The 22884-nt window shown below is 66.7% G+C and carries 15 protein-coding genes and 1 pseudogene; 14 read left to right on the top strand and 2 right to left on the bottom strand.

The window, feature by feature from the left end:
- Nucleotides 1–17 precede the first annotated feature (17 nt).
- From rpsA to coaE, 3 genes are all read left to right on the top strand, one after another.
- Nucleotides 18–1490 (top strand): 30S ribosomal protein S1, encoded by a 1473-nt coding sequence (rpsA, locus tag H9634_RS04335; protein WP_191725554.1) that lies wholly within the window; start codon nucleotides 18–20, stop codon nucleotides 1488–1490.
- 194 nt (nucleotides 1491–1684) lie between these two features.
- Nucleotides 1685–3373 carry a hypothetical protein gene (locus H9634_RS04330; RefSeq protein ID WP_191725553.1) on the top strand — a complete coding sequence of 563 codons (1689 nt, stop codon included), beginning with the start codon at nucleotides 1685–1687 and terminating at the stop codon, nucleotides 3371–3373.
- Between the two features lie 81 nt (nucleotides 3374–3454).
- Nucleotides 3455–4630 carry a dephospho-CoA kinase gene (gene coaE, locus H9634_RS04325; RefSeq protein WP_191725552.1) on the top strand — a complete coding sequence of 392 codons (1176 nt, stop codon included), beginning with the start codon at nucleotides 3455–3457 and terminating at the stop codon, nucleotides 4628–4630.
- A 15-nt stretch (nucleotides 4631–4645) separates the two neighbouring features.
- Here the strand turns inward: coaE and H9634_RS04320 are convergent, their stop codons facing one another.
- Nucleotides 4646–5077 carry an OsmC family peroxiredoxin gene (locus tag H9634_RS04320; RefSeq protein ID WP_191725551.1) on the bottom strand — a complete coding sequence of 144 codons (432 nt, stop codon included), beginning with the start codon at nucleotides 5075–5077 and terminating at the stop codon, nucleotides 4646–4648.
- A 138-nt stretch (nucleotides 5078–5215) separates the two neighbouring features.
- Between H9634_RS04320 and uvrB the strand changes: the two genes are divergently transcribed.
- Both uvrB and H9634_RS04310 read left to right on the top strand, forming a co-directional pair.
- Nucleotides 5216–7414, top strand: a complete 2199-nt coding sequence (gene uvrB, locus H9634_RS04315) for an excinuclease ABC subunit UvrB (RefSeq protein ID WP_191725550.1) — start codon at nucleotides 5216–5218, stop codon at nucleotides 7412–7414.
- A gap of 146 nt (nucleotides 7415–7560) precedes the next feature.
- Nucleotides 7561–8496, top strand: a pseudogene (locus H9634_RS04310) (TerC family protein); the annotation flags it as partial.
- A gap of 425 nt (nucleotides 8497–8921) precedes the next feature.
- On the opposite strand, the gene H9634_RS04305 reads toward H9634_RS04310, so the two are convergent.
- On the bottom strand, nucleotides 8922–9209 hold the full coding sequence (locus H9634_RS04305; protein WP_175294786.1) for a YciI family protein: 288 nt from the start codon (nucleotides 9207–9209) through the stop codon (nucleotides 8922–8924).
- A gap of 104 nt (nucleotides 9210–9313) precedes the next feature.
- Between H9634_RS04305 and H9634_RS04300 the strand changes: the two genes are divergently transcribed.
- The 9 genes from H9634_RS04300 to tpiA all read left to right on the top strand — a co-directional run bounded on the left by H9634_RS04300 (nucleotide 9314) and on the right by tpiA (nucleotide 22881).
- Nucleotides 9314–11842: a DEAD/DEAH box helicase gene (locus H9634_RS04300; RefSeq protein WP_191725548.1), complete on the top strand. Its 2529-nt coding sequence runs from the start codon at nucleotides 9314–9316 to the stop codon at nucleotides 11840–11842.
- 8 nt (nucleotides 11843–11850) lie between these two features.
- Nucleotides 11851–14763, top strand: a complete 2913-nt coding sequence (gene uvrA, locus H9634_RS04295) for an excinuclease ABC subunit UvrA (protein WP_191725547.1) — start codon at nucleotides 11851–11853, stop codon at nucleotides 14761–14763.
- A 2-nt stretch (nucleotides 14764–14765) separates the two neighbouring features.
- Nucleotides 14766–16682, top strand: coding sequence for an excinuclease ABC subunit UvrC (uvrC, locus tag H9634_RS04290; RefSeq protein WP_191725546.1), 1917 nt, complete (start codon nucleotides 14766–14768; stop codon nucleotides 16680–16682).
- Complete coding sequence (gene rapZ / locus H9634_RS04285; protein ID WP_191725545.1) at nucleotides 16675–17580, top strand: RNase adapter RapZ; 906 nt, start codon at nucleotides 16675–16677, stop codon at nucleotides 17578–17580. The genes uvrC and rapZ overlap by 8 nt, the downstream gene beginning before the upstream one ends.
- 90 nt (nucleotides 17581–17670) lie before the next feature.
- Nucleotides 17671–18654 (top strand): gluconeogenesis factor YvcK family protein, encoded by a 984-nt coding sequence (locus H9634_RS04280; protein WP_175295053.1) that lies wholly within the window; start codon nucleotides 17671–17673, stop codon nucleotides 18652–18654.
- A gap of 32 nt (nucleotides 18655–18686) precedes the next feature.
- Entirely contained in the window at nucleotides 18687–19670 is a 984-nt protein-coding gene (whiA, locus tag H9634_RS04275) for a DNA-binding protein WhiA (RefSeq protein WP_175294781.1), read from the top strand.
- 108 nt (nucleotides 19671–19778) lie between these two features.
- Nucleotides 19779–20783, top strand: a complete 1005-nt coding sequence (gene gap / locus H9634_RS04270) for a type I glyceraldehyde-3-phosphate dehydrogenase (protein WP_191725544.1) — start codon at nucleotides 19779–19781, stop codon at nucleotides 20781–20783.
- A 75-nt stretch (nucleotides 20784–20858) separates the two neighbouring features.
- Nucleotides 20859–22082, top strand: a complete 1224-nt coding sequence (locus H9634_RS04265; protein WP_191725543.1) for a phosphoglycerate kinase — start codon at nucleotides 20859–20861, stop codon at nucleotides 22080–22082.
- A 10-nt stretch (nucleotides 22083–22092) separates the two neighbouring features.
- A complete protein-coding gene (gene tpiA / locus H9634_RS04260) occupies nucleotides 22093–22881 on the top strand; it encodes a triose-phosphate isomerase (RefSeq protein WP_191725542.1) in 789 nt (262 codons plus the stop codon).
- The last annotated feature ends 3 nt before the right edge of the window (nucleotides 22882–22884 follow it).

Below are 22884 nucleotides of genomic sequence, written 5' to 3'. Positions count from 1 at the left end.
ACGGAGTCTCAACCTTTATGACCACCACCACGCCGGGAACGGCGACCAACGAGCAGATCGCCGTCAACGACATCGGATCTGCAGACGATTTCCTCGCGGCAGTCGACGAGACCATCAAGTACTTCAACGACGGAGACATCGTTGAAGGCACCGTCGTCAAGGTCGACCGCGACGAAGTTCTGGTCGACATCGGATACAAGACGGAAGGCGTCATCCTTTCGCGCGAACTGTCGATCAAGCATGATGTCGACCCGGCTGAGGTCGTCGAGGTCGGAGACGAGATCGAAGCCCTGGTCCTCACCAAGGAGGACAAGGACGGACGCCTGATGCTGTCGAAGAAGCGTGCGCAGTACGAGCGTGCGTGGGGCGACATCGAGAAGATCAAGGAAGACGAAGGCGTCGTCACCGGCACCGTCATCGAGGTTGTCAAGGGCGGTCTCATCGTCGACATCGGGCTGCGCGGCTTCCTGCCGGCGTCGCTTGTCGAGATGCGCCGCGTCCGCGACCTGTCGCCGTACATCGGCCAGCAGGTCGAGGCCAAGATCATCGAACTGGACAAGAACCGCAACAACGTCGTCCTGTCGCGCCGCGCCTGGCTCGAAGAGACCCAGTCCGCTGTCCGCCACGACTTCCTGCAGACCCTGCAGAAGGGCCAGGTCCGTCCGGGCGTCGTGTCCTCGATCGTCAACTTCGGCGCCTTCGTCGATCTCGGCGGTGTCGACGGACTCGTCCACGTCTCCGAGCTGTCCTGGAAGCACATCGACCACCCGAGCGAGGTCGTCGCCGTCGGTGACGAGGTCACCGTCGAGGTGCTCGACGTCGACATGGACCGCGAGCGCGTGTCCCTGTCGCTCAAGGCCACCCAGGAAGACCCGTGGCAGCACTTCGCCCGCACCCACGTCATCGGACAGATCGTGCCGGGCAAGGTCACCAAGCTCGTCCCGTTCGGTGCATTCGTGCGCGTCGAAGACGGCATCGAGGGCCTCGTCCACATCTCCGAGCTGGCCGTGCGCCACATCGACCTGCCCGAGCAGGTCGTCTCGGTCGACGGGACCATCTACGTCAAGGTCATCGACATCGACCTGGAGCGCCGCCGCATCTCGCTGTCGCTCAAGCAGGCCAATGAGGGCGTCGACCCGGATGCCACCGAGTTCCACGATCCGGCTCTGTACGGCATGCTCCAGGAGTACGACGAGGACGGCAACTACAAGTACCCCGAGGGCTTCGATCCCGAGACCCAGGAATGGCTCGAGGGCTACGAGGCTCAGCGCGAAGAGTGGGAGCAGCAGTACGCCGCCGCCCAGGCTCGCTGGGAAGAGCACAAGAAGCAGGTCGCCAAGGCGATCGCTGCCGACGCCGAGGCCGGTGGCTCCGAAGCCGCCGACGTGCCGTCGCAGGCTTCGTACAGCTCCGACGAGCCGGCCGACGCCGGTACGCTGGCCAGCGATGAGGCTCTCGCCGCACTGCGCGAGAAGCTCGCAGGCAACTGACCGGCACACAGCCTGACACGAGGGCGTCCGAACCACGGTTCGGACGCCCTCGTTGGCGTTGGCAGCGCAGGACGGGATGCGGGCAGCGCACACGGCTCACCCGCCCGGCCAGGGACTGGGGGCTCTACACTCTGTTCCTGCTCGCCTGGTCGTGCCTCATCTACTGGCAGCTGCTGACCGACCTCGGCGGGTCGGTGTTCGCGCACAACGACGACCCTTCGCTGTTCATCTGGTGGTTCGCCCACGCTGCCGACGTCGTCGCCAGTTGGTTCGGGCAGGGTTCAGGCAAGACGAAGCTGCTGTTCACGCAGCTGATGAATCACCCAGCGGGCGTCAACGGCGCGTGGAACACCTCGGTTGTCGGCATCGCCCTGCCGATGGTGCCGATCACGTGGCTGCTCGGTCCGGTCGTCGCCTACAACATCGCCATCATGCTCGCCGCGCCTGCCTCCGCGCTGACCGCGGCGCTGCTCATCCGTCAGTTCACCACGCGCGGTCCGGCGTTCCTCGGCGGTTTCGCCTACGGGTTCTCCACGTATGTCGTGGCCCAATCGGCGGGCCATCTCAACCTCGCCGTCGCGATCACTCCGCCGCTGGTGGTCTACGGCCTCATCCGGCTCGCCCGCGCCCGCAGCCGGCGCCGTGCACTCGCCATCGGCCTCGGCCTCGGGTGCCTGCTGGGCTGGCAGCTCTACGTCAGCTCCGAACTGGCAGCCGGCCTCTCCATCGCCGGCAGCGTCTTCTGCGCCGTCGCCGCCGTCGTGCTCGCCCAGCGCTCCGATGCCGTGCAGCGGCGCGCAGGACTCAAACGCCTCCTCACAGGTGGCGCGGCTGCTGCAGCGACCGCCCTGCTCATCGGCCTGCCGCTCTTCCGCACGATGCTCACCGCGCCTGGCGCCCCGCAGCAGACGATCCGCCCGCACGGCGTGTGGAACAACGACGTGCTCGACGTCGTCTTCCCCAGCCGGTTCACACTGCTCGGCGGGCCTGATGCCGACCCGCTGCCGCGCGTCCAGGCGATCGATCCGGCAGAAGTCGGAGCCTACCTCGGCTTCTTCTGGGTGGTCTTCGCCATCCTGACGACTGTGCTGCTCTGGAGGCACCGGCGTCTCGGCCCGCTCGTGCAGATCACCGCGCTCACCGGGCTCGTCATGTGGATGCTCTCCCTCGGCTCGCCGTGGTTCTTCGCCGGTCGCGAGATCCTGGCTGTCGGTCCTTATCGGCTCATCGAAGTGCTGCCGGTGCTCGGCAATGTGCTGCCGATGCGCCTGGCCGTCTATCCGACCCTTGCGGCCGCGGTGCTGCTTGCTGTCGGGGTGCACGAGGCGCAGCGCAAGCGCGGCCGGCAGAGCCGGCTGCTGGCCCTGACCCAGGTGACAGCGGCGGTCATCGTCATCGCCATCAGCACCGGTCCGGTGTCGGCGCGCCAGGTGCCCATCCCGGAGTTCTACGACTCCGGATATGCCGAGCATCTGCCGGCTGGCAGCGTGGTCAAGACGATGCCGCGCCCCATCGCGCTGGCCGCGCCCGATGCCGACGTGGCTCTGGTGTGGCAGGCCGTGACCGGCATGCACTACCGCGAGACCGGCGGCTATTTCATCGGCTCGACCGACACCAGCCCGATCGTCTTCGGCGCCCAGCGTGACACGCTCGACGAACGGCTGCGGGCGCCGATCCCCAGCGCTCCCGAAGAACGGGCCCGGGCTGCCTCGGAAACGGTGGCGGCGCTGCGCGCCCAGGGCATCGACTTCGTCGTCATCGGCCAGGACGTCGCCTACCTGCCGTTTCCCGCCGACCAGATCGCGGCCTTCGTCGCTGAAGGCGCCGGCAGCCCGGTGCAGAACCTCGACGGCGTGTTCCTCATCGATCTGCGCAGCGGCTGACCTCGGACAGCCCCACCTGACAGCCCGGTCGCGGTACAGACGGTACAGGAGGCGCAGGCGGTGCAGAGTAGAGTGGAGTGCATGCTGAGAATCGGACTGACAGGCGGCATCGGCGCCGGCAAGTCGACCATCGCCGAGCAGTTCCGCGAACGCGGCGTCCCGGTCATCGACGCTGATGAGATCGCCCGCGAGATCGTCGAGCCCGGTGAGCCGGCCCTGGCATCACTCGTGTCGGAGTTCGGCGAGCAGATCCTCCATCCCGATGGCACGCTCAATCGCGGCGGGCTGGCCGTCGTCGCCTTCTCCGACCCGCAGTCGACGGCCAGACTCAATGCGATCATGCACCCGGCGATCGCCGAACGCACCCGCGCACACTACGACCGGCACGCTGATGCTTCCATCGTCGTCCACGACGTGCCGCTGCTCGTCGAGAACAGCATGACCCGGCTGTACCACCTCGCAGTGCTCGTCGACACTCCCGCTGACGTCCGGCTCACACGGCTGGTCGACTCCCGTGGGATGGACCCAGCCGATGCGCAGAAGCGGATCGGCGCGCAGGCCAGCGATGCCGAGCGTCTCGCCGCCTGCGATGTCGTCATCGACAACTCCGGCACACCGGAAGCGGCACGGGCTGCGTTCACCACAATGTTCGAGAAGCGGATCCAGCCCTTTGCCGACAATCTGGCCGCCGGCCGGACAGCTGAGCGCTCCGGCGTCGAGCTGGTCCCGGCAGGGGAGCGGCATGGGCAGACGGCGCGGCGGCTGAGCAGCCGCATCTCGCACGCGCTGACCGAGGCGGGCCTGCCCGATGCCGAGGTTGAGCACATCGGCTCGACGAGTGTGCCGGGCCTGCTGGCCAAGGACATCATCGACCTCCAGGTCCTCACCCGCTCAGATGCCGACTGGGATGCCGCAGCTCAGGCGCTGACAGCCGCCGCCTACCCGCAGCATCATATGGAGGCTTTCGACGATTGGGACGACGCCGGGCACGTGCCCAAGCGCTTCCACCGCAACGCCGATCCCGGCCAGCCGGTGAATGTGCACGTGCGCACGCGCGGCAGTCTGTCGGCGCGGTTCGCTGCGCACTTCGCCCAGCGGCTGCGCACCGACGCCGCCCTGCGTGCCGATTATGAGGGCACGAAGAAGCGGCTGGCCGAACAGCATCTCGATGACCGTTCGGCCAGCCGCTGCGCCGAGGCGAAGGAACCGTTCTTCACGCCGCTGCGTGATGAGTTCCGCCGCTCGGAATCGAGCTGACGGAGCGACTCCGGCTCAGCCGAGCGAGGCGTTGAGGTGGATGTCGACGCCCTTGAGCGCCTTCGACACCGGGCAGTCCTTCTTCGCCTTCTGTGCGATGCGCTCGAAGTCCGAGTGCGACAGGCCCGGGATCCGGCCGACGACCACGAGGTGGATGTCGGTGATGCCCTTCTCTGGGGAGAAGGTGACATCAGCGCCGGTGTTGAGCTCTTCGGGCGGCGTGCCGTTGTCCGTCAGCGCATTGGCCAGTGCCATCGAGTAGCAGGCCGAGTGGGCGGCGCCGATGAGCTCTTCCGGGTTGGTGACGCCGTTGGTGTGCTGCTCTGCGCGGGATGCCCAGCGCATGTCGAGAGTGGCAGCCTGGGAGGAGTCGAGGCTGACGGTGCCGGTGCCGCCGGCGAGGTCTCCGCGCCAGGTGGTGTGTGCTTTCGAAACGATCTCGGCCATGGGTAGGTCCTTTCAGTTCGCGCTGTTCTGTCGCAACTGCCAGCTGTGCTGATCAGCCGGTGCCGGGGCTCATCAGCGCTGACGTGTTCCAGCCTACAGTCTGTTGGCCGCGTCAGTGCCCCGGCGTACAGTGGTTGCATGGCATCGAGTGAGGTCCTCAACCCGGCAGACACGACTCCCCAGGAGGTTCCACAGCGGCCTGTGCCCAAGATCGGTCACCGGCCCGAGGTGGTACGGTCCGTGGCACCGTTCGAGGTCGTGAGCGAGTACTCGCCTTCGGGAGATCAGCCGACGGCGATCCGGGAGATCTCCGAACGGCTTGCTGACGGCGAGCGCGATGTGGTCCTGCTCGGCGCCACCGGCACCGGCAAGTCGGCGACGACCGCCTGGCTCATCGAGAAAGTGCAGCGGCCCACCCTCGTGATGGCGCCGAACAAGACCCTCGCCGCCCAGCTGGCCAACGAGTTCAGGCAGCTGCTGCCGCACAACGCAGTCGAGTACTTCGTCTCGTACTACGACTACTACCAGCCCGAGGCCTACGTTCCGCAGACGGACACCTTCATCGAGAAGGACTCCTCGATCAACGATGAGGTCGAGCGGCTGCGCCATTCGGCGACGAACGCGCTGCTGACCCGCCGCGACGTCGTCGTCGTCTCCACCGTCTCCTGCATCTACGGCCTCGGCACGCCCGAGGAGTATGTCGAGGGCATGGTGTCGGTGGCCGTCGGCGAGGAGTACGACCGCGATGCGCTGCTCAAACGATTCGTCGAGATGCAGTACACCCGCAACGACCTCGCCTTCACCCGCGGCACCTTCCGGGTGCGCGGGGACACCGTGGAGATCATCCCGCAGTACGAAGAGCTCGCGCTGCGCATCGAGTTCTTCGGCGATGAGATCGAGTCGCTGTACACCCTGCACCCGCTCACCGGTGAGATCGTGCGCGAAGAGGAAGTCCTCCACATCTTCCCCGCCAGCCACTACGTCGCCGGTGAGGACCGGATGGGCCGCGCAATCGCCGACATCGAAGACGAGCTGGCGAACCGGCTGCAGGAGCTGGAGAGCCAGAACAAGCTGCTCGAAGCCCAGCGGCTGAAGATGCGCACCACCTACGACCTCGAGATGATGCAGTCGATGGGCTTCACCTCCGGCATCGAGAACTACTCCCGGCACATCGATGGGCGCGCCCCCGGTTCGGCACCGAACTGCCTGCTTGACTACTTCCCCGAGGACTACCTCCTCGTCATCGACGAAAGCCACGTCACCGTCCCGCAGATCGGCGGCATGTACGAAGGCGATATGTCGCGCAAGCGCACCCTCGTCGAGCACGGATTCCGGCTGCCGAGCGCCCTGGACAACCGGCCGCTGAAGTTCGATGAGTTCCTCGACCGGATCGGCCAGACCGTCTACCTCTCCGCAACCCCTGGGCCCTTCGAGCTGGAGCGCGCCAACGGGGTCGTCGAGCAGATCATCCGCCCGACCGGACTCGTCGACCCGAAGGTCGAGGTCAAGCCGACGAAGGGCCAGATCGACGACCTCCTCGGTGAGATCCGCGACCGCGTCGACCGCAACGAGCGCACCCTCGTCACGACGCTGACGAAGAAGATGGCCGAGGACCTCACCGACTACCTCCTCGAGCACGAGGTGCGCGTGCAGTACCTGCACTCCGACGTCGACACCCTGCGCCGCGTCGAGCTGCTCAGCGAGCTGCGCAGCGGTGAGTTCGATGTGCTCGTCGGCATCAACCTGCTGCGCGAGGGACTCGACCTGCCCGAGGTGTCGCTGGTGGCGATCCTCGACGCCGACAAGGAGGGCTTCCTGCGCTCGGGAACCTCCCTCATCCAGACGATCGGCCGTGCCGCCCGCAACGTCAACGGCGAAGTGCACATGTACGCCGACACGATCACCCCGTCGATGCGGTACGCAATCGACGAGACGAACCGCCGTCGCGACATCCAGATCGCCTACAACGAAGAGCACGGCATCGACCCGACCCCGCTGGTCAAGAAGATCGCCGACATCACCGAGCGCCTGCAGCGCGAGGACGAGGACACCCGTGAGCTGCTCACCCAGTTCGACTACGGCAAGGGCCGGCGCGGCTACAACGCCACCCTGACCGACGAGCAGCGCGCGACTGCCGCCAGCAGCGGTGACGCAGCTTCCGGCGGCGGCAGCCTGCGCCCGCCGGCAGCCGATCTCACTGAGCTCATCGCCACCATGACCGAGCAGATGCACACCGCAGCAGCCGAGCTGCAGTTCGAGCTCGCCGCCCGTCTGCGCGACGAACTCGGAGACCTCAAACAGGAGCTGCGCACAATGCAGAAGGAAGGTCACGCCTAAAGGGATGTACACTTGAGTGCTTGGAAGGGGAGTATCCCAGTCATCTCGTGTTCGTCATCACGTTCGCCCATGCGATCCGGGCACGAGAGCAGGTACACGCACGCAGCCTGCGGGAGAGACTTTCGACACTCTGAAGAAAGGCTGCTATGAACTCTGCGCTGCCCTTGTGGTTCGAGATCACATCACTGTCAGTGCTCTGCCTCATCCTGCTGGTGGATCTCCTCCTCGTCGTCAAACGCCCCCACGTGCCCTCCATGAAGGAGGCCAGCCTGTGGGTCGGCTTCTACGTCACCCTGGCTCTCATCTTCGCCGGCCTCATGTTCCTCATGGGCGACTCAGAACACGGCGCCCAGTTCCTCGCCGGCTGGCTGACCGAGTACAGCCTCAGCATCGACAACCTGTTCGTCTTCGTCATCATCATGACCCGGTTCAAGGTGCCGGCGAAGTACCAGCAGGAAGTCCTGATGGTCGGCATCATCCTCGCCCTCATCTTCCGCGGCGCGTTCATCCTCGCCGGCGCGATCATCATCGAGATGTTCATCGGCGTGTTCTTCATCTTCGGTGCCTTCCTCCTGTGGACCGCCTGGAACCAGGCCTTCGGCGGCGACGACGAGGACAACGAGGACAACAAGCTCATCAAGATGCTGCGCAAGCGCATCAACATCACCGACGACTACAACGGCAACAAGCTGACGACCCGCATCGACGGGAAGAAGTTCTACACCCCGATGCTGCTCGTGTTCCTCGCCATCGGCACCACCGACGTGATGTTCGCCCTCGACTCGATCCCGGCGATCTTCGGCATCACCCGCAGCCCATTCATCGTCTTCACCGCGAACCTCTTCGCGCTCATGGGCCTGCGCCAGCTGTACTTCCTGCTCGGTGGCCTCATGGACCGGCTCATCTACCTCAAGTACGGCATCGCCGCAATCCTCGCGTTCATCGGCGTCAAGCTCATCATGCACGCCGCACACGAGACGTTCCTGCCGATGGTCCCGGACGTCAACACCTGGGTGTCGCTCGGCGTCATCTGCGCGGCGATGCTGACGGCGACGATCGCCTCGCTCATCCACATGCGCCGCTACCCGTCGCGCATCCCGCTCGGCCCCGTCGAGCACACCGTGCGCCACAAGGACGGCACCATCGAGCACGTCGACGCCGCCCGCGTCTACGAGGAGGTCCGCTCGGCTCGCGAGGACAACGGCACCTCCGGCGAATCCGTGCTGTCCGACGCGGTCTCAGCCGACCCGACCATGCCGCACACCCCAGCCACGACCGAGGCGGGCATCGGCGAGAGCCTCACCGGCAACGGTGAACCGATCTCGCTCTCACCGGCAGCCGACGATGACCAGACCGCCGCCTCGGGCGGATCCCATGCGGCCGGCAGCGAGCCGACGGGCGACGACACCCGCACGCAGCGGTGACACCGTCCTGACCGCAGACGCAGACGCCGCAGGGCCAGCCGGATCAACCGGCTGGCCCTGCGGCATCCAGGTGACGGGACGCCTCAGTCCTGCACCCACGGTCCGAAGACCGGTGTCCACTGGCGGATCTCCACACCCTCGATGACGCCGGCCTCGGCGTAGGGATCCTGGGTGAGGACGTCCTCGACGGCAGCCTGCGACTCAGCATGCACGAGCAGCAGCCCACCAGGACGATCCTCTTCGAAGGGGCCTGCCGCCAGGATCACCTTCTCGTCGAACAGGCGGGAGAGCCACGTCCGGTGCTGCGGACGGGCCCGCAGCCGGGTTTCGGAATCAGGGCTGTAGGTGTACTGGACTGCGAAGACGGCCATCAGGTCTCCTTGCTCGACGGGCCCACCACGCGGGAATAAGGCGGCGGTGATCTCTGGTTAGAGTGTACGGTAGACCATCCCCCACATTCCCAGAGGAGACATGCGTGCCGACGCTGCCTGAGATACCGAGTGACCACGCCGACCCGGACACTCTGTTCTCAGCCTTCTCCGATTACGCCTTTGAACAAGGAATCGAACTCTATGAGGCACAGGAAGAAGCCATCCTCTCCGTCCTCACCGGCGACCACACGATCGTGGCGACACCGACCGGATCGGGCAAGTCGATGGTCGCCCTCGCAGCGCTCTTCGCCGCCCTCAGCACCGGTCGCCGCGCCTACTACACCGCCCCGATCAAAGCGCTGGTGAGCGAGAAGTTCTTCGACCTCACCGCCGCGCTCGGCGCCGACAACGTCGGCATGATCACTGGTGACTCCTCGGTCAACTCCGACGCCCCGATCATCTGCGCGACCGCAGAGATCCTCGCCAACCAGGCGCTGCGCGCAGGCGCCGAACTCGACGTCGAACTCGTCGTCATGGACGAATTCCACTACTTCGGCGACCCGCAGCGCGGCTGGGCCTGGCAGGTGCCGCTGCTGGAGATGCCCCAGACGCAGTTCGTGTTCATGTCCGCCACACTCGGCGACATGTCGCACATCAGCCGGGACCTCAGCGACCTCACCGGCCGCGACGTCACTCTCGTGACCTCAGCGACCCGGCCGGTGCCGCTGGAGTACAGCTACTCGGAGGAGCCGCTGCACGAAACGCTGCGTCAGCTCATCTCCAAGGACCGGGCACCGGTCTACATCGTCTCCTTCGCCCAGGCCCAGGCGGTAACCTTGGCCGGCAACATCGTCAGCGCCAACCTGTGCTCACGTGAGGAGCGCGAGGCGATCGCCGCCGAGATCAGGGGCTTCCGCTTCTCCAAGGGCTTCGGGCAGATCCTCAGACGACTGCTCAGCCACGGCATCGGCGTCCACCACGCCGGCATGCTGCCGCGCTACCGCCGGCTGGTCGAACAGCTCGCCGGCGCCGGGCTGCTGCGCATCATCTCCGGCACCGACACCCTCGGCGTCGGCATCAACGTGCCGATCCGCACCGTGCTGCTCACCGGGCTGGCGAAATTCGACGGACGCCGGATGCGCCGCCTGACGGTGCGCGAATTCCAGCAGATCGCCGGACGCGCCGGCCGGGCCGGCTATGACTCCGTCGGCTACGTCGTCGCACAGGCCCCCGAACACGTCATCGAGAACCAGAAGGCCCTCGCCAAGGCCGGCGACGATCCGAAGAAGCGGCGGAAGGTGCGCAAACAGCAGCCGCCGACCGGATTCGTCGGCTGGTCGAAGGAGACCTTCGACCAGCTCACCACCGGCCAGCCCGAACAGCTGCGCTCCCACATGCAGCTCAACCACGCCACCATCCTCAACCTGCTCTCACGGCCCGGCAGCGGCGTGCACACGATCCGCCGCTTCATCGACTCCACCCATGAGACAGCAGCTGCGAAGATCGAGCTGTACCTCAAAGCCCTGGCGATCGGACGCGCGCTGCTGCGCTCGGACGTCATCCGCCGGGAGGTCACCGACGCCTCGGGACCGGACGGGCAGCCGGCGGTGCGCTACGTGCTGCAGCGCGACCTCGGGCCCCACTTCGCGCTCAACCAGCCGCTCTCACCGTTCGCCCTGGCCGCCCTCGACCTGTTCGACCGCGACGGCGACGACTGGGCGCTCAACGTGCTCTCGATCATCGAGGCGACCACCCCAGTGCACTTCACGATCCTCAAGGGCCAGCTCGACCGGATCAAGCAGGAGGAGCTCGCCGCGCTCAAGGCCGACGGCGTCGACTACACCGAGCGGATGGCGATCCTCGACGAGCTGACCTACCCGCAGCCGAACGCCGAGATCCTCGAAACGGCCTTCGACGCCTACGCTGAGGCCTCGCCGTGGGTGCGCGAAGTCGGGCTCGAACCCAAGGCAGTCGTCGCCGATATGATCGACCAGTCGATGAACTTCTCCCAGTTCGTCGCCTACTACCGGCTCGCCCGGGTCGAAGGCGGGCTTCTGCGCTACCTGATGGACGTCTACCGGGCGCTCGTGCAGAATGTGCCCGCCGACGCCGTCGACGAGCGCCTGCAGGAGATCATTGACTGGCTCGGCGAGCTCATCGCCCGGGTCGACTCCAGCCTCGTCGAGGAATGGGAAGCGCTGCGCACCGCCGGTGGGGGAGACGAGGACGAACCGGCGCTGCTGCCGGCCGCCGCACAGAAGCTCAGCTCCGACCGCCGGCGATTCACCGCCCTGATCCGCAATACGATGTTCCACCGCGTGCTGCTGGCCGAACGCGCCGCCTACGACCACCTCGGCGAACTCGACGCCGACTCCGGCTGGGATGCCAAGGCGTGGGAGAACGCGATCGAGGACTTCTACGAAGAGTACGGCGAGCTGCGCATCGACGGCGACGCCCGCAGCGCTGCCTATGTGCAGATCACCGAAGGCGACGAGGAGTGGAGAGTCCGGCAGATCCTCGCCGACCCCGACGGCGACCGCGACTGGGCGATCACCGCCCGCGTCGACGTGGCCGCCAGCGACAGCGCCGGCGAAGTCGTCGTCGAGATCCTCGACGTCGGCCCGATGCGCTGAAACCACCGATGTCAGTGAAGGGAACTAAAGTACACACTGTGACTACTCAGACCGCGAATGCAGAGGCCGACCGCGGCGTATCGCACCTCGACACGCTGTGGGTCAAAGGGGCCCGGGCACACAACCTGAAGAACGTCGAGATCGCCATCCCGCGCGACTCGATGGTCGTCTTCACCGGACTGTCCGGCTCCGGAAAGTCGTCCCTCGCCTTCGACACGATCTTCGCCGAGGGCCAGCGCCGCTACGTCGAATCGCTGTCGTCGTACGCGCGGATGTTCCTCGGGCAGATGGACAAGCCCGACGTCGACTTCATCGAAGGACTCTCACCGGCGGTGTCGATCGACCAGAAGTCGACCTCGAAGAACCCGCGGTCGACCGTCGGCACCATCACCGAGGTGTATGACTTCCTGCGCCTGCTGTGGGCGCGCATCGGCACCCCGTACTGCCCGGAATGCGGTGAGCCGATCACCCGCCAGACCCCGCAGAACATCGTCGACCAGCTGCTGACGCTGCCCGAGCGCACGAAGTTCATCGTGCTCGCCCCGCTGGTGCGCGGACGCAAGGGCGAATTCGCCGATCTGTTCGCCGACCTGCAGACCAAGGGCTTCTCCCGCGCCGTCGTCGACGGCGAGCAGGTTCAGCTGACCGATCCGCCCAAGCTGGAGAAGCAGTACAAGCACGACATCTCCGTCGTCGTCGACCGGCTGGTCGCCAAGGACGGGATCCGCCAGCGCGTCACCGACTCCGTCGAAACCGCGCTGGCAACCGCCGGCGGCCGTCTCGACGTCGAGCTCGTCGACGAGGGCACCACCCGGACGTTCTCGGAGCACATGTCGTGCCCGAACGACCATCCGCTCACCGTCGATGAGATCGAACCGCGCACCTTCTCCTTCAACTCGCCCTTCGGCGCCTGCCCCGTCTGCGACGGCATCGGCACCAAGCTGCAGGTCGATGAGACGCTCGTCGTGCCCGATGAGGACCTCACTCTCGGGGAAGGAGCGATCGCGCCGTGGTCGAAGGGCAAGACGACGGCGAAGTACTTCAACCGGCTGCTCAAGGGCCTCGGCGACGAACTCGGCTTCGACCTCTTCACCCCGTGGAAGGATCTGAAGAAGTCCCACCGCAAGGCGATCCTCGAGGGCAAGGACTACCAGGTCCACGTCCGCTACCGGAACCGGTTCGGTCGCGAGCGCACCTACTCGACCGGTTTCGAGGGCGTCTTCCAGTACATCCTACGCAAACACGGTGAGACCGAATCCGACCATGCCCGGGAGCGCTACGAGTCCTACATGCGGCAGGTGCCGTGTGCCGCCTGCGGTGGAACCCGCCTCAAGCCCGAGGCGCTGCACGTCAAGATCGCCGGCAAATCGATCGCAGATGTCTCCACCATGGCCCTCGACCAAGCTGCCGAGTTCCTCACCGGGCTTGAGCTCAGCGGCCGCGACGCGGCGATCGCCGCGCAGGTGATGAAGGAGATCCGGGCCCGGCTCGGGTTCCTCCTCGACGTCGGACTCGAATACCTCAGCCTCGACCGCACCGCCGGCACGCTTTCAGGCGGAGAAGCACAGCGCATCCGGCTGGCCACTCAGATCGGCTCCGGACTCGTCGGCGTCCTCTACGTGCTTGACGAGCCGTCCATCGGCCTGCACCAGCGCGACAACCGGCGGCTCATCGAAACGCTGCTGAAGCTGCGCGACCTGGGCAACACCCTCATCGTCGTCGAACACGACGAGGAGACGATCGAAGCCGCCAACTGGATCGTCGACATCGGACCCGGTGCAGGCGAGCACGGGGGAGAGGTCGTCTACTCCGGCCCGGTCGCCGAGCTCACGCAGGCCGAACGCTCGATCACCGGTGCCTACCTCGGCGGCCAGCGCCGGATCGAGATCCCGTCCCAGCGCCGCCCGATCGACCGCAAGAAAATGGTGACCGTCCATCACGCCCGTGAGAACAATCTCAAGGACGTCACCGTTTCGCTGCCGCTCGGCGTCTTCACCGCCGTGACCGGTGTGTCCGGTTCAGGCAAGTCGACACTCGTCAACGACATCTTCTACACGCAGCTGGCCAATGACCTCAACGGCGCCAACCGGGTGCCCGGCCGCCATAAGCGGATCACCGGTCACGAAGACCTCGACAAGATCATCCACGTCGACCAGTCGCCCATCGGCCGCACCCCGCGGTCGAACCCGGCCACCTACACCGGCGTGTTCGACCACGTGCGCAAGCTCTTCGCCGAAACCGAAGTCGCGCGCATCCGCGGCTACCAGCCCGGCCGGTTCTCCTTCAACGTCAAGGGCGGACGCTGCGAGAACTGCCACGGCGACGGCACCATCAAGATCGAGATGAACTTCCTGCCCGACGTCTACGTCCCCTGCGAGGTCTGCCACGGCGCCCGCTACAACCGTGAGACCCTCGAAGCGAAGTTCAAGGGCAAGACGATCGCCGATGTGCTTGACATGCCGATCGAGGAGGCCGCTGACTTCTTCTCCGCGGTTCCTGCCATCGCCCGGCACCTGCACACCCTGGTCGAGGTCGGTCTGGGCTACGTGCGCCTCGGACAGCCGGCCACCACGCTCTCCGGCGGTGAGGCCCAGCGCGTCAAGCTCGCAGCCGAACTGCAGAAGCGCTCGCGCGGCCGCACCGTCTATGTGCTCGACGAGCCGACCACCGGTCTGCACTTCGAGGACATCCGCAAGCTCCTCGGCGTGCTGCAGGGCCTCGTCGACAAGGGCAACAGCGTCATCGTCATCGAGCACAACCTCGACGTCATCGCCTCAGCCGACCACATCGTCGACATGGGACCTGAAGGCGGCCGCGGCGGCGGCACCGTCATCGCCGAGGGGACCCCGGAAGAGGTGGCGGCCATCGAGTCGTCCTACACCGGGCAGTTCCTCGCCGAGATGCTCGCCAGCCGGACATAGCCGTGGACCCGAGCACCTACCGCCCGGCGACCGGTGAGATTCCCACCCAGCCCGGGGTCTACCGCTTCCGTGACGCCGACCGGCGGGTCATCTACGTCGGCAAGGCGAAGAACCTGCGCGCCAGGCTCAACTCGTACTTCGGCAACCCAGCCGCTCTCATGCAGCGGACCTTCACCATGGTCCACACTGCGGCGTCGGTCGACTGGACTGTCGTCAACAACGAGGTCGAGGCTCTGCAGCTGGAATGGACGTGGATCCGGGAGTTCCGCCCGCGATTCAACGTCATGTTCCGTGACGACAAGTCCTACCCGTATCTGGCGATCACGATGCAGGACGAATACCCGCGCGCCTTCGTCACCCGCGGCAGCCGCAAGAAGGGCGTCACCTACTTCGGGCCCTTCACCCAGGTGTGGGCGATCAAGGAGACCCTCGACCTGCTGCTCAAGGCGTGGCCGGTGCGCACCTGCACCGCCGGTGTGTTCCGCCGTGCCCGGCAGACCGACCGGCCCTGCCTGCTGGGCTACATCGACAAGTGCGCTGCTCCCTGTGTCGGGCGGGTGACACCGGAGGAGCACAAACAGCTGGCCCGCAACATCGCCGACTTCATGCGCGGGAACACCGGCCAGTTCATCTCCAGCCGGCAGCGCGAGATGGCCGAAGCCGCACAGAACCTCGACTACGAGCGCGCCGCCGAGCTGCGTGATGAGATCCAGGCACTGGAGAAGGTCCTCGACAAGAGCGCTGTGGTGCTGTCGCAGAATGTCGACGTTGATGTCTTCTCCATGGTCGTCGAGGAGCTGGAAGCCTCCGTGCAGGTGTTCCATGTGCGCGGCGGCCGCATCCGCGGCCAGCGCGGCTGGATCATCGAACGCCTGCAGGACCTCACCCCCGAGGAGCTGACACTCGACTACCTGCGCCAGGCCTACAGCGGCATCGACGCCGAGGCGATCCCGCGGGAGATCCTCCTCGACACGCTGCCCAGCGACGTCGAGCTGGCCACGACCTGGCTGAGCGAACAGCGCGGTTCGAAGGTCGAACTGCGGGTCCCGCAGCGCGGGGAGAAGAAAGCCGTGCTCGATACCGTGCACAAGAACGCTGAACAGGCGCTCATGCGGCACAAGATGCAGCGCGCCTCCGACCTCACCACCCGCAGCGAAGCGCTGACAGAGATCCAGCAGGCACTCGACCTGCCCGAGCCGCCGCTGCGCATCGAGTGCATCGACAACTCCCACATGTCGGGTCAGCACGTCGTCGGCTCCCTCGTCGTATTCGAAGACGGCCTGGCCAAGAAGCGCGACTACCGGCGGTTCTCCATCACCGGCGATGCCGCCCGGGACGACACCTCGGCGATGTACGACGTCGTATCCCGGCGTTTCTCCCGCTACCTGGAGAGCCTCGTCGAGGACGAGCCGGACGAGCGATTCGGCTACCGGCCCAGTCTGCTCGTCGTCGACGGTGCGCTGCCGCAGGTCAACGCCGCCGTGCAGGCACTCCACGACCTCGGCATCACCGACATCTCCGTTGTCGGCCTGGCGAAGCGACTCGAAGAAGTGTGGGTGCCCGGCGATGAGTTCCCGGTCATCCTCCCGCGCGGCTCCGAGGGCCTCTTCATGCTCCAGCGGATCCGTGATGAAGCCCACCGCTTCGCCATCCGCTACCACCAGCAGAAGCGCACTAAAGCCCAGCGTTCATCGGCCCTTGACGGCATCCCCGGGCTCGGGGCGGCCAAGCAGAAGGCGCTGCTCAAGCACTTCGGCTCTGTCAAACGGATCCGGGCCGCCGCTGTCGACGATCTCACCGCTGCCCCAGGCATCGGTCCTGCCCTGGCGGAGAAGATCCACCAGGCACTGAGCCCGGCAGCAGAATCCGATACTGTTGAGGCAGATGAGACCACTGCGGAAGGGACTGCCGATGACTGACGCCTCATCACCGGCTGCCATCGAAGGCACCGGCGACGACGTCGAGGTGCTGCTGCTGACCGGAATGTCCGGCGCCGGCCGTTCGACGGCGGCCAACGCCCTCGAGGACATGGACTGGTACGTCGTCGACAACCTGCCGCTGCAGATGATCCCGCCGCTGGTCGAACTCGTCGCCCGCGCCGACGGCTCTCTGCCGAAGGTCGCAGTCGTCACCGATGTGCGCACCCGGCAGATGTTCTCCGAACTCAAGCAGACGCTGAGCGCCTACCGCTCCCAGGGCCTCAACATCAAGGTGCTGTTCCTCGACGCCTCCGATGACGCCCTCGTGCGGCGCTTCGAGTCCGTGCGCCGCCCCCATCCTCTGCAGGGCGAGGGAACCCTCATCGACGGCATCTCCGAAGAGCGCACGGCGCTCGCTCCGCTGCGCGACCAGTCAGACATCCTCATCGACACTAGCGATCTCAACGTCCACCAGCTGCGGGCGCAGGTGCACTCCTTGCTGAGCGGCACCGACGATCACCGACTGCACATCACTGTGCAGAGCTTCGGCTTCAAATACGGCGTGCCCGTCGATGCCGACCATATGGCCGATGTGCGCTTCCTTCCCAACCCGTACTGGATCCCGCAGCTGCGCGGTCAGAACGGAACCGAGGCACCGGTGCGCGACTACGTGCTGGCGCAGAACGGGGCGCTGGCGTTCGTCGACCGCTATCTTGGGGCCCTCGATGTCGTCATCGAAGGCTATGAGCACGAGAATCGTTCGCATATGACGATTGCGCTCGGCTGCACCGGCGGCAAGCACCGCTCGGTTGCGATGAGCGAGGAGCTCGGCCGCCGGCTGGCAGAGCGCACGTCTGCCTCGGTCACCGTGCGCCACCGCGATCTGGGACGCGAATAGATGAACCAGCAAGCCGGATCCGTGCCCCCTGACCCGCGCAGCTACAGTCCCGGCGCGCACCGCGTGCACACCGAGGAGCTGCCGCTCATCATGGCTGCGCGCAGACGACGCAGCACCGGAGGGCCGCAGGTCGTGTCCTTCGGCGGCGGTCACGGGCTGTACGCCGCGCTGCGCGCCTTCCGGCTGCTGACGGAGAATCTCACCGCCGTCGTCACCGTCGCAGACGACGGAGGCTCCTCCGGCCGGCTGCGCGAGGAGCTCGGCGGACTGCCGCCGGGCGACCTGCGGATGGCCCTGGCGGCGCTGTGCGATGACGGCGAATGGGGTCGGGTGTGGCGCGATGTCATTCAGAGTCGGTTCTCATCTGAGGGTCCGCTGCATGACCACTCCGTGGGCAATCTGCTCATCTCCGCCCTGTGGCAGCTGCTCGGCGACCACGTCGAGGGACTCGACTGGATGGCGCGGCTGCTGCGCGCACACGGCCGCGTCCTGCCGATGTCGTCGCTGCCGCTGCGCATCGAGGGCGACGTCCAGTTCGATCCCGGCTGCCCACCCGAGGTGGTGCAGGGGCAGTCGGCCCTGGCCGCCACCGACGGCCACCTGCGCGAAGTCCGTCTCGTGCCGCACAACCCTCCGGCCCGCGCGGAGACGATCGAGGCGGTGTGCGCAGCCGAAGTCCTCAACCTCGGGCCCGGATCCTGGTACACCTCGGTCATGCCGCACCTGCTCGTGCCCGATCTCGCAGAGGCGATCTTCGACTCCGGGGCGCTGCGCACCCTGACGCTCAACCTGCCCGGCTCCAAAGCTGAGACTCGCGATCTGAGCCTGTGCGACCACCTCGAATCGCTGCACTCGCACGCTCCGCGCCTGCGCTTCGACTATGTGCTCGTCGACGAGGACGCGGCCGCAGCTGAGCCGGAGCTGGAGGCCAAAGCGCGACGGCTCTTCGGCGCCCGGATGTGGACCAGACCGCTGCGCGGACGCAAGCACAGTCAGCACGACAGCCTCAAACTCGCCGCCTGCTACCGTGACGTGCTGCTCGATGCCGGCATCACCGTCGACGAACAGTGGTGAGCGCCGGTGGACAATCGAAAGGAAGCGATGCAATGGCACTGACAGCTCAGGTCAAGGACGAGCTCGCTCGGGTGAGCGTCACCCGCATTTCGGCTCGCAAGGCCGAAGTGTCGGCACTGCTGCGCTTCACCAACGCCCTGCACCTGGTGGCCGGCTCGATCGTCATCGAAGCCGAACTCGACACCAATATCGTCGCCCGCCGCCTGCGTGCTGAGATCAAATCGCTGTTCGGCCACACCGCCGATGTCGTCGTCATCGGCGCCTCCGGGATCCGCCGCGGCAGCCGGTTCCTCGTGCGCGTCGCCAACGACGGGGCGGCGCTGGCACGGCAGACCGGGCTCATCGACGGCCGGCTGCGCCCGGTGCGCGGCCTGCCCTCAGCGATCGTCAACGGCTCACTTGCAGACGCACAGGCCGCCTGGCGCGGCGCGTTCCTCGCGCATGGGTCGCTGACCGAACCGGGTCGTTCAGCGGCTCTGGAGATCACCTGTCCCGGGCCCGAGGCGGCGCTCGCGCTCGTCGGCTCCGCCCGCCGGCTCGGAATCTCAGCGAAGGCCCGCGAGGTGCGCGGGGTCGACCGCGTCGTCATCCGCGACGGAGAGGCGATCGGCGATCTGCTGACGAATATGGGAGCCGAGGAGACCCGCCTGGTGTGGGAGGAGCGGCGGATGCGCCGCGAGGTGCGGGCCACGGCCAACCGACTGGCGAACTTCGACGATGCGAACCTGCGCCGCTCAGCCCGCGCGGCCGTCGCCTCGGGCGCGCGCGTCGAACGGGCCTTCCAGATCCTCGGCGATGAGATCCCCGAGCACCTCAAATATGCCGGCGAGCTGCGGCTCAAGCACAAGCAGGCCTCCCTGGAGGAACTCGGCCAGCAGGCCGACCCGCCGATGACCAAAGACGCGATCGCCGGCCGGATCCGCCGACTGCTGGCGACCGCCGACAAGAGGGCCGATGAACTCGGCGTGCCCAACACCGAATCGAGCCTGACACCGGACATGCTTGAGGATGCCTGACACAGTTCATGTGAACTTCACATCCACGCCCCGCAGCGCCTGCAGAGGCGCGTGAAGCGTGACTAGGATGAATACCGGAACACTCGCCGAACCCCAGGAGGAATCGGAATGTCCATTCGTGTAGGCATCAACGGCTTCGGCCGAATCGGCCGCTCGTTCCTGCGCCAAGCATACGAAGTCGACACCGATGTCGAGATCGTCGCGATCAACGATCTGACCGACAACAAGCACCTCGCGCACATGCTGCGCTACGACTCTGTGTGGCGGAAGTTCCCCGGCACTGTCGAATACGACGACGAATCCCTCACCGTCGACGGAGACCGGATCCACGCCTCGGCGGAGAAGGACCCGCACGACATCGACTGGGGCGAGCTCGGCGTCGATGTCGTCGTGGAGGCCACCGGCAAGTTCCGCACTCGCGACGCCGCCGCAGCCCACCTCGAATCCGGGGCCAAGAAGGTCATCCTGTCGGCACCCGGCAAGGGCATCGACGGCTCGTTCGTCATGGGCGTCAACGACAGTACCTACGACCCGCAGAGCCAGCACATCATCTCCAACGCCTCGTGCACGACGAACTGCCTGGCACCGCTGGCGATGGTCCTCGACGATGCCTTCGGCATCGAAGCCGGCCTCATGACCACGGTGCACGCCTACACCGGCGACCAGAACCTCGTCGACGCCAACCACAAGGACCTGAGGCGGGCCCGTGCGGCAGCGATCAACATCGTGCCGACCACCACCGGCGCAGCCAAGGCCGTCGCCGAAGTCCTGCCGCAGCTCAAGGGCCGCCTCGACGGATTCGCCGTGCGCGTGCCGGTGCCCACCGGCTCGCTGGTCGACCTGACGTTCAGCCCGCAGACGCAGGCCACCGCCGAGGAGATCAACGCCGCTGTCAAGCAGGCCTCCGAAGGCGACCTCAAGGGCATCCTCGGCTACACCGAAGACCCGATCGTGTCCTCGGACATCGTCATGAGCGAGTACTCCTCGATCTTCGACGCCGAGCTCACCCGCGTCGTCGGCAACCAGGTCAAGGTCGTGGCCTGGTACGACAATGAGTGGGGCTACTCCCAGCGTCTGTTCGAGATGGTCGAGTTCGTCGGTAAGTCCCTCTGAGCCACACCAGCACCGCGCCTCGCCCGGCCGCTCAGCAACCGCCGGGCGGGGCACAGCCATAGGAAAGGTACGACAGTGAAGAAACTGGAGCAGCCGGCAGAGCTGGCCGGCAAGCGGGTGCTCGTCCGCAGCGACCTCAATGTCCCGATGGACGGCACGACGATCACCGACACCGGCCGCATCGTCGCCTCAGCACCGACGCTGCGCAGCCTCGCCGAAGCCGGCGCCAAGGTCATTGTCATGGCCCACCTCGGCCGCCCGAAGGGCACTCCTGAGGAGAAGTACTCGCTCAAACCTGTCGTCGCCGCCCTGTCCGGGGCCGTCGGCCGCGAGGTGCAGTTCGCCTCCGACACCGTCGGTGAGGACGCCAAGACCAAGGCTGCGGCTCTGGAGGACGGTCAGATCCTGCTGCTGGAGAACCTGCGGTTCAACGCCGGCGAGACCTCCAAGGACGACGCCGAGCGCGGCGCGTTCGCCGATGAGCTCGCAGCTCTCGCCGACGTCTACGTCTCCGACGGATTCGGCGTCGTGCACCGCAAGCAGGCCAGCGTCTACGACATCGCGCAGCGGCTGCCGCACATGGCCGGCGGGCTCGTCGCCGCCGAAGTCGAGGTGTGCGATCGGCTCCTGCACGATCCGGCCCGCCCCTATGTCGTCGTGCTCGGCGGCTCGAAGGTCTCCGACAAGCTGGGCGTCATCGCCAGCCTGCTCGAGCGCGCCGATACCCTCATCATCGGCGGCGGGATGCTCTTCACCTTCCTCAAGGCCCAGGGACATGCCATCGGCTCCAGCCTGCTGGAAGAGGACCAGCTCGACACCGTCAAGGGCTACCTCGCCACCGCTCAGGAGCGCGGCGTCGAGATCCTGCTGCCCACCGATATCGTCATGGCCTCGTCGTTCGCCGCCGATGCCGAACACTGGACCGTCAGCAGCGATGCCCTCGAATCCACTCCGGCGGGTGCCGGCGGCATCGGTCTCGACATCGGCCCGGAGACCGCCCGGACCTACGCTGAGCGGATCGCGGCGGCCAAGACGGTGTTCTGGAACGGCCCGATGGGCGTCTTCGAGTTCCCGGCCTTCGCCGCCGGCACGCGGGCGGTCGCCGAAGCCCTGACCGACGAGCACGGCGGACAGGCCGATGGCCGGCTCACCGTCGTCGGAGGCGGCGACTCCGCCGCAGCCGTGCGCAGCCTCGGATTCGCCGACGACCAGTTCGGCCACATCTCCACCGGCGGCGGTGCCAGCCTCGAGTACCTCGAAGGCAAGACGCTGCCGGGCCTTGACGTACTCGCCGATTGAAAGAGGAACGATGAGCACGACTCGCACCCTGCTGCTGGCCGGGAACTGGAAGATGAATCTCGACCACCTGCAGGCGATCTCCACGGTGCAGAAGCTCGCCTGGTCGCTCAAGGACCACCGCGTCGATGTCGAGAAGACCGAGGTGGCGGTGCTGCCGCCGTTCACCGACATCCGGTCGGTGCAGACCCTCATCCAAGGCGACAAACTGCCGATCGCCTACGGCGGGCAGGATCTCTCAGCCCACGATGAGGGCGCCTACACCGGCGAGGTCTCCGGTGCCTTCCTCAACCGGCTGCGCTGCACTTATGTCATCGTCGGGCACAGCGAACGCCGAGCCTACCACAGTGAAACCGACGAGGTCGTCGCCGCGAAGCTGCGTGCAGCGCTGCGGCACGAGCTCATCCCGATCCTGTGCGTCGGCGAGTCCTTGGAGACCCGGCAGGCCGGCGAGCACGTCGCCTTCACCCTCAGCCAGGTTGAGCGCGCAGTCGACGGGCTGAGCGCAGAAGAGCTTGCCGGCCTCGTCATCGCCTATGAGCCCGTGTGGGCGATCGGCACCGGGGAAACCGCGACCGCCGGTGACGCCGCCGAGATGTGCACGGCGATCCGCACGCGGCTGCAAGAGCTCTACGATGCCGGATTCGCCGGCACCATCAGGCTGCTCTACGGCGGCAGCGTCAAGACCGACAACGTCGCCGAGATCGTCGCCCACGACGATGTCGACGGCGCGCTCGTCGGCGGCGCGAGCCTCGACCCGGAGAGCTTCGCCTCTTTGTGCCACGCGGCTTCCTCGCAGTAGACT

The sequence above is a fragment of the Brevibacterium gallinarum genome, from assembly GCF_014836885.1.
Lineage (GTDB): Bacteria > Actinomycetota > Actinomycetes > Actinomycetales > Brevibacteriaceae > Brevibacterium > Brevibacterium gallinarum.
Note: the sequence above shows the minus strand (reverse complement) of the source record. Positions and strands in the feature narration are given on the sequence as shown.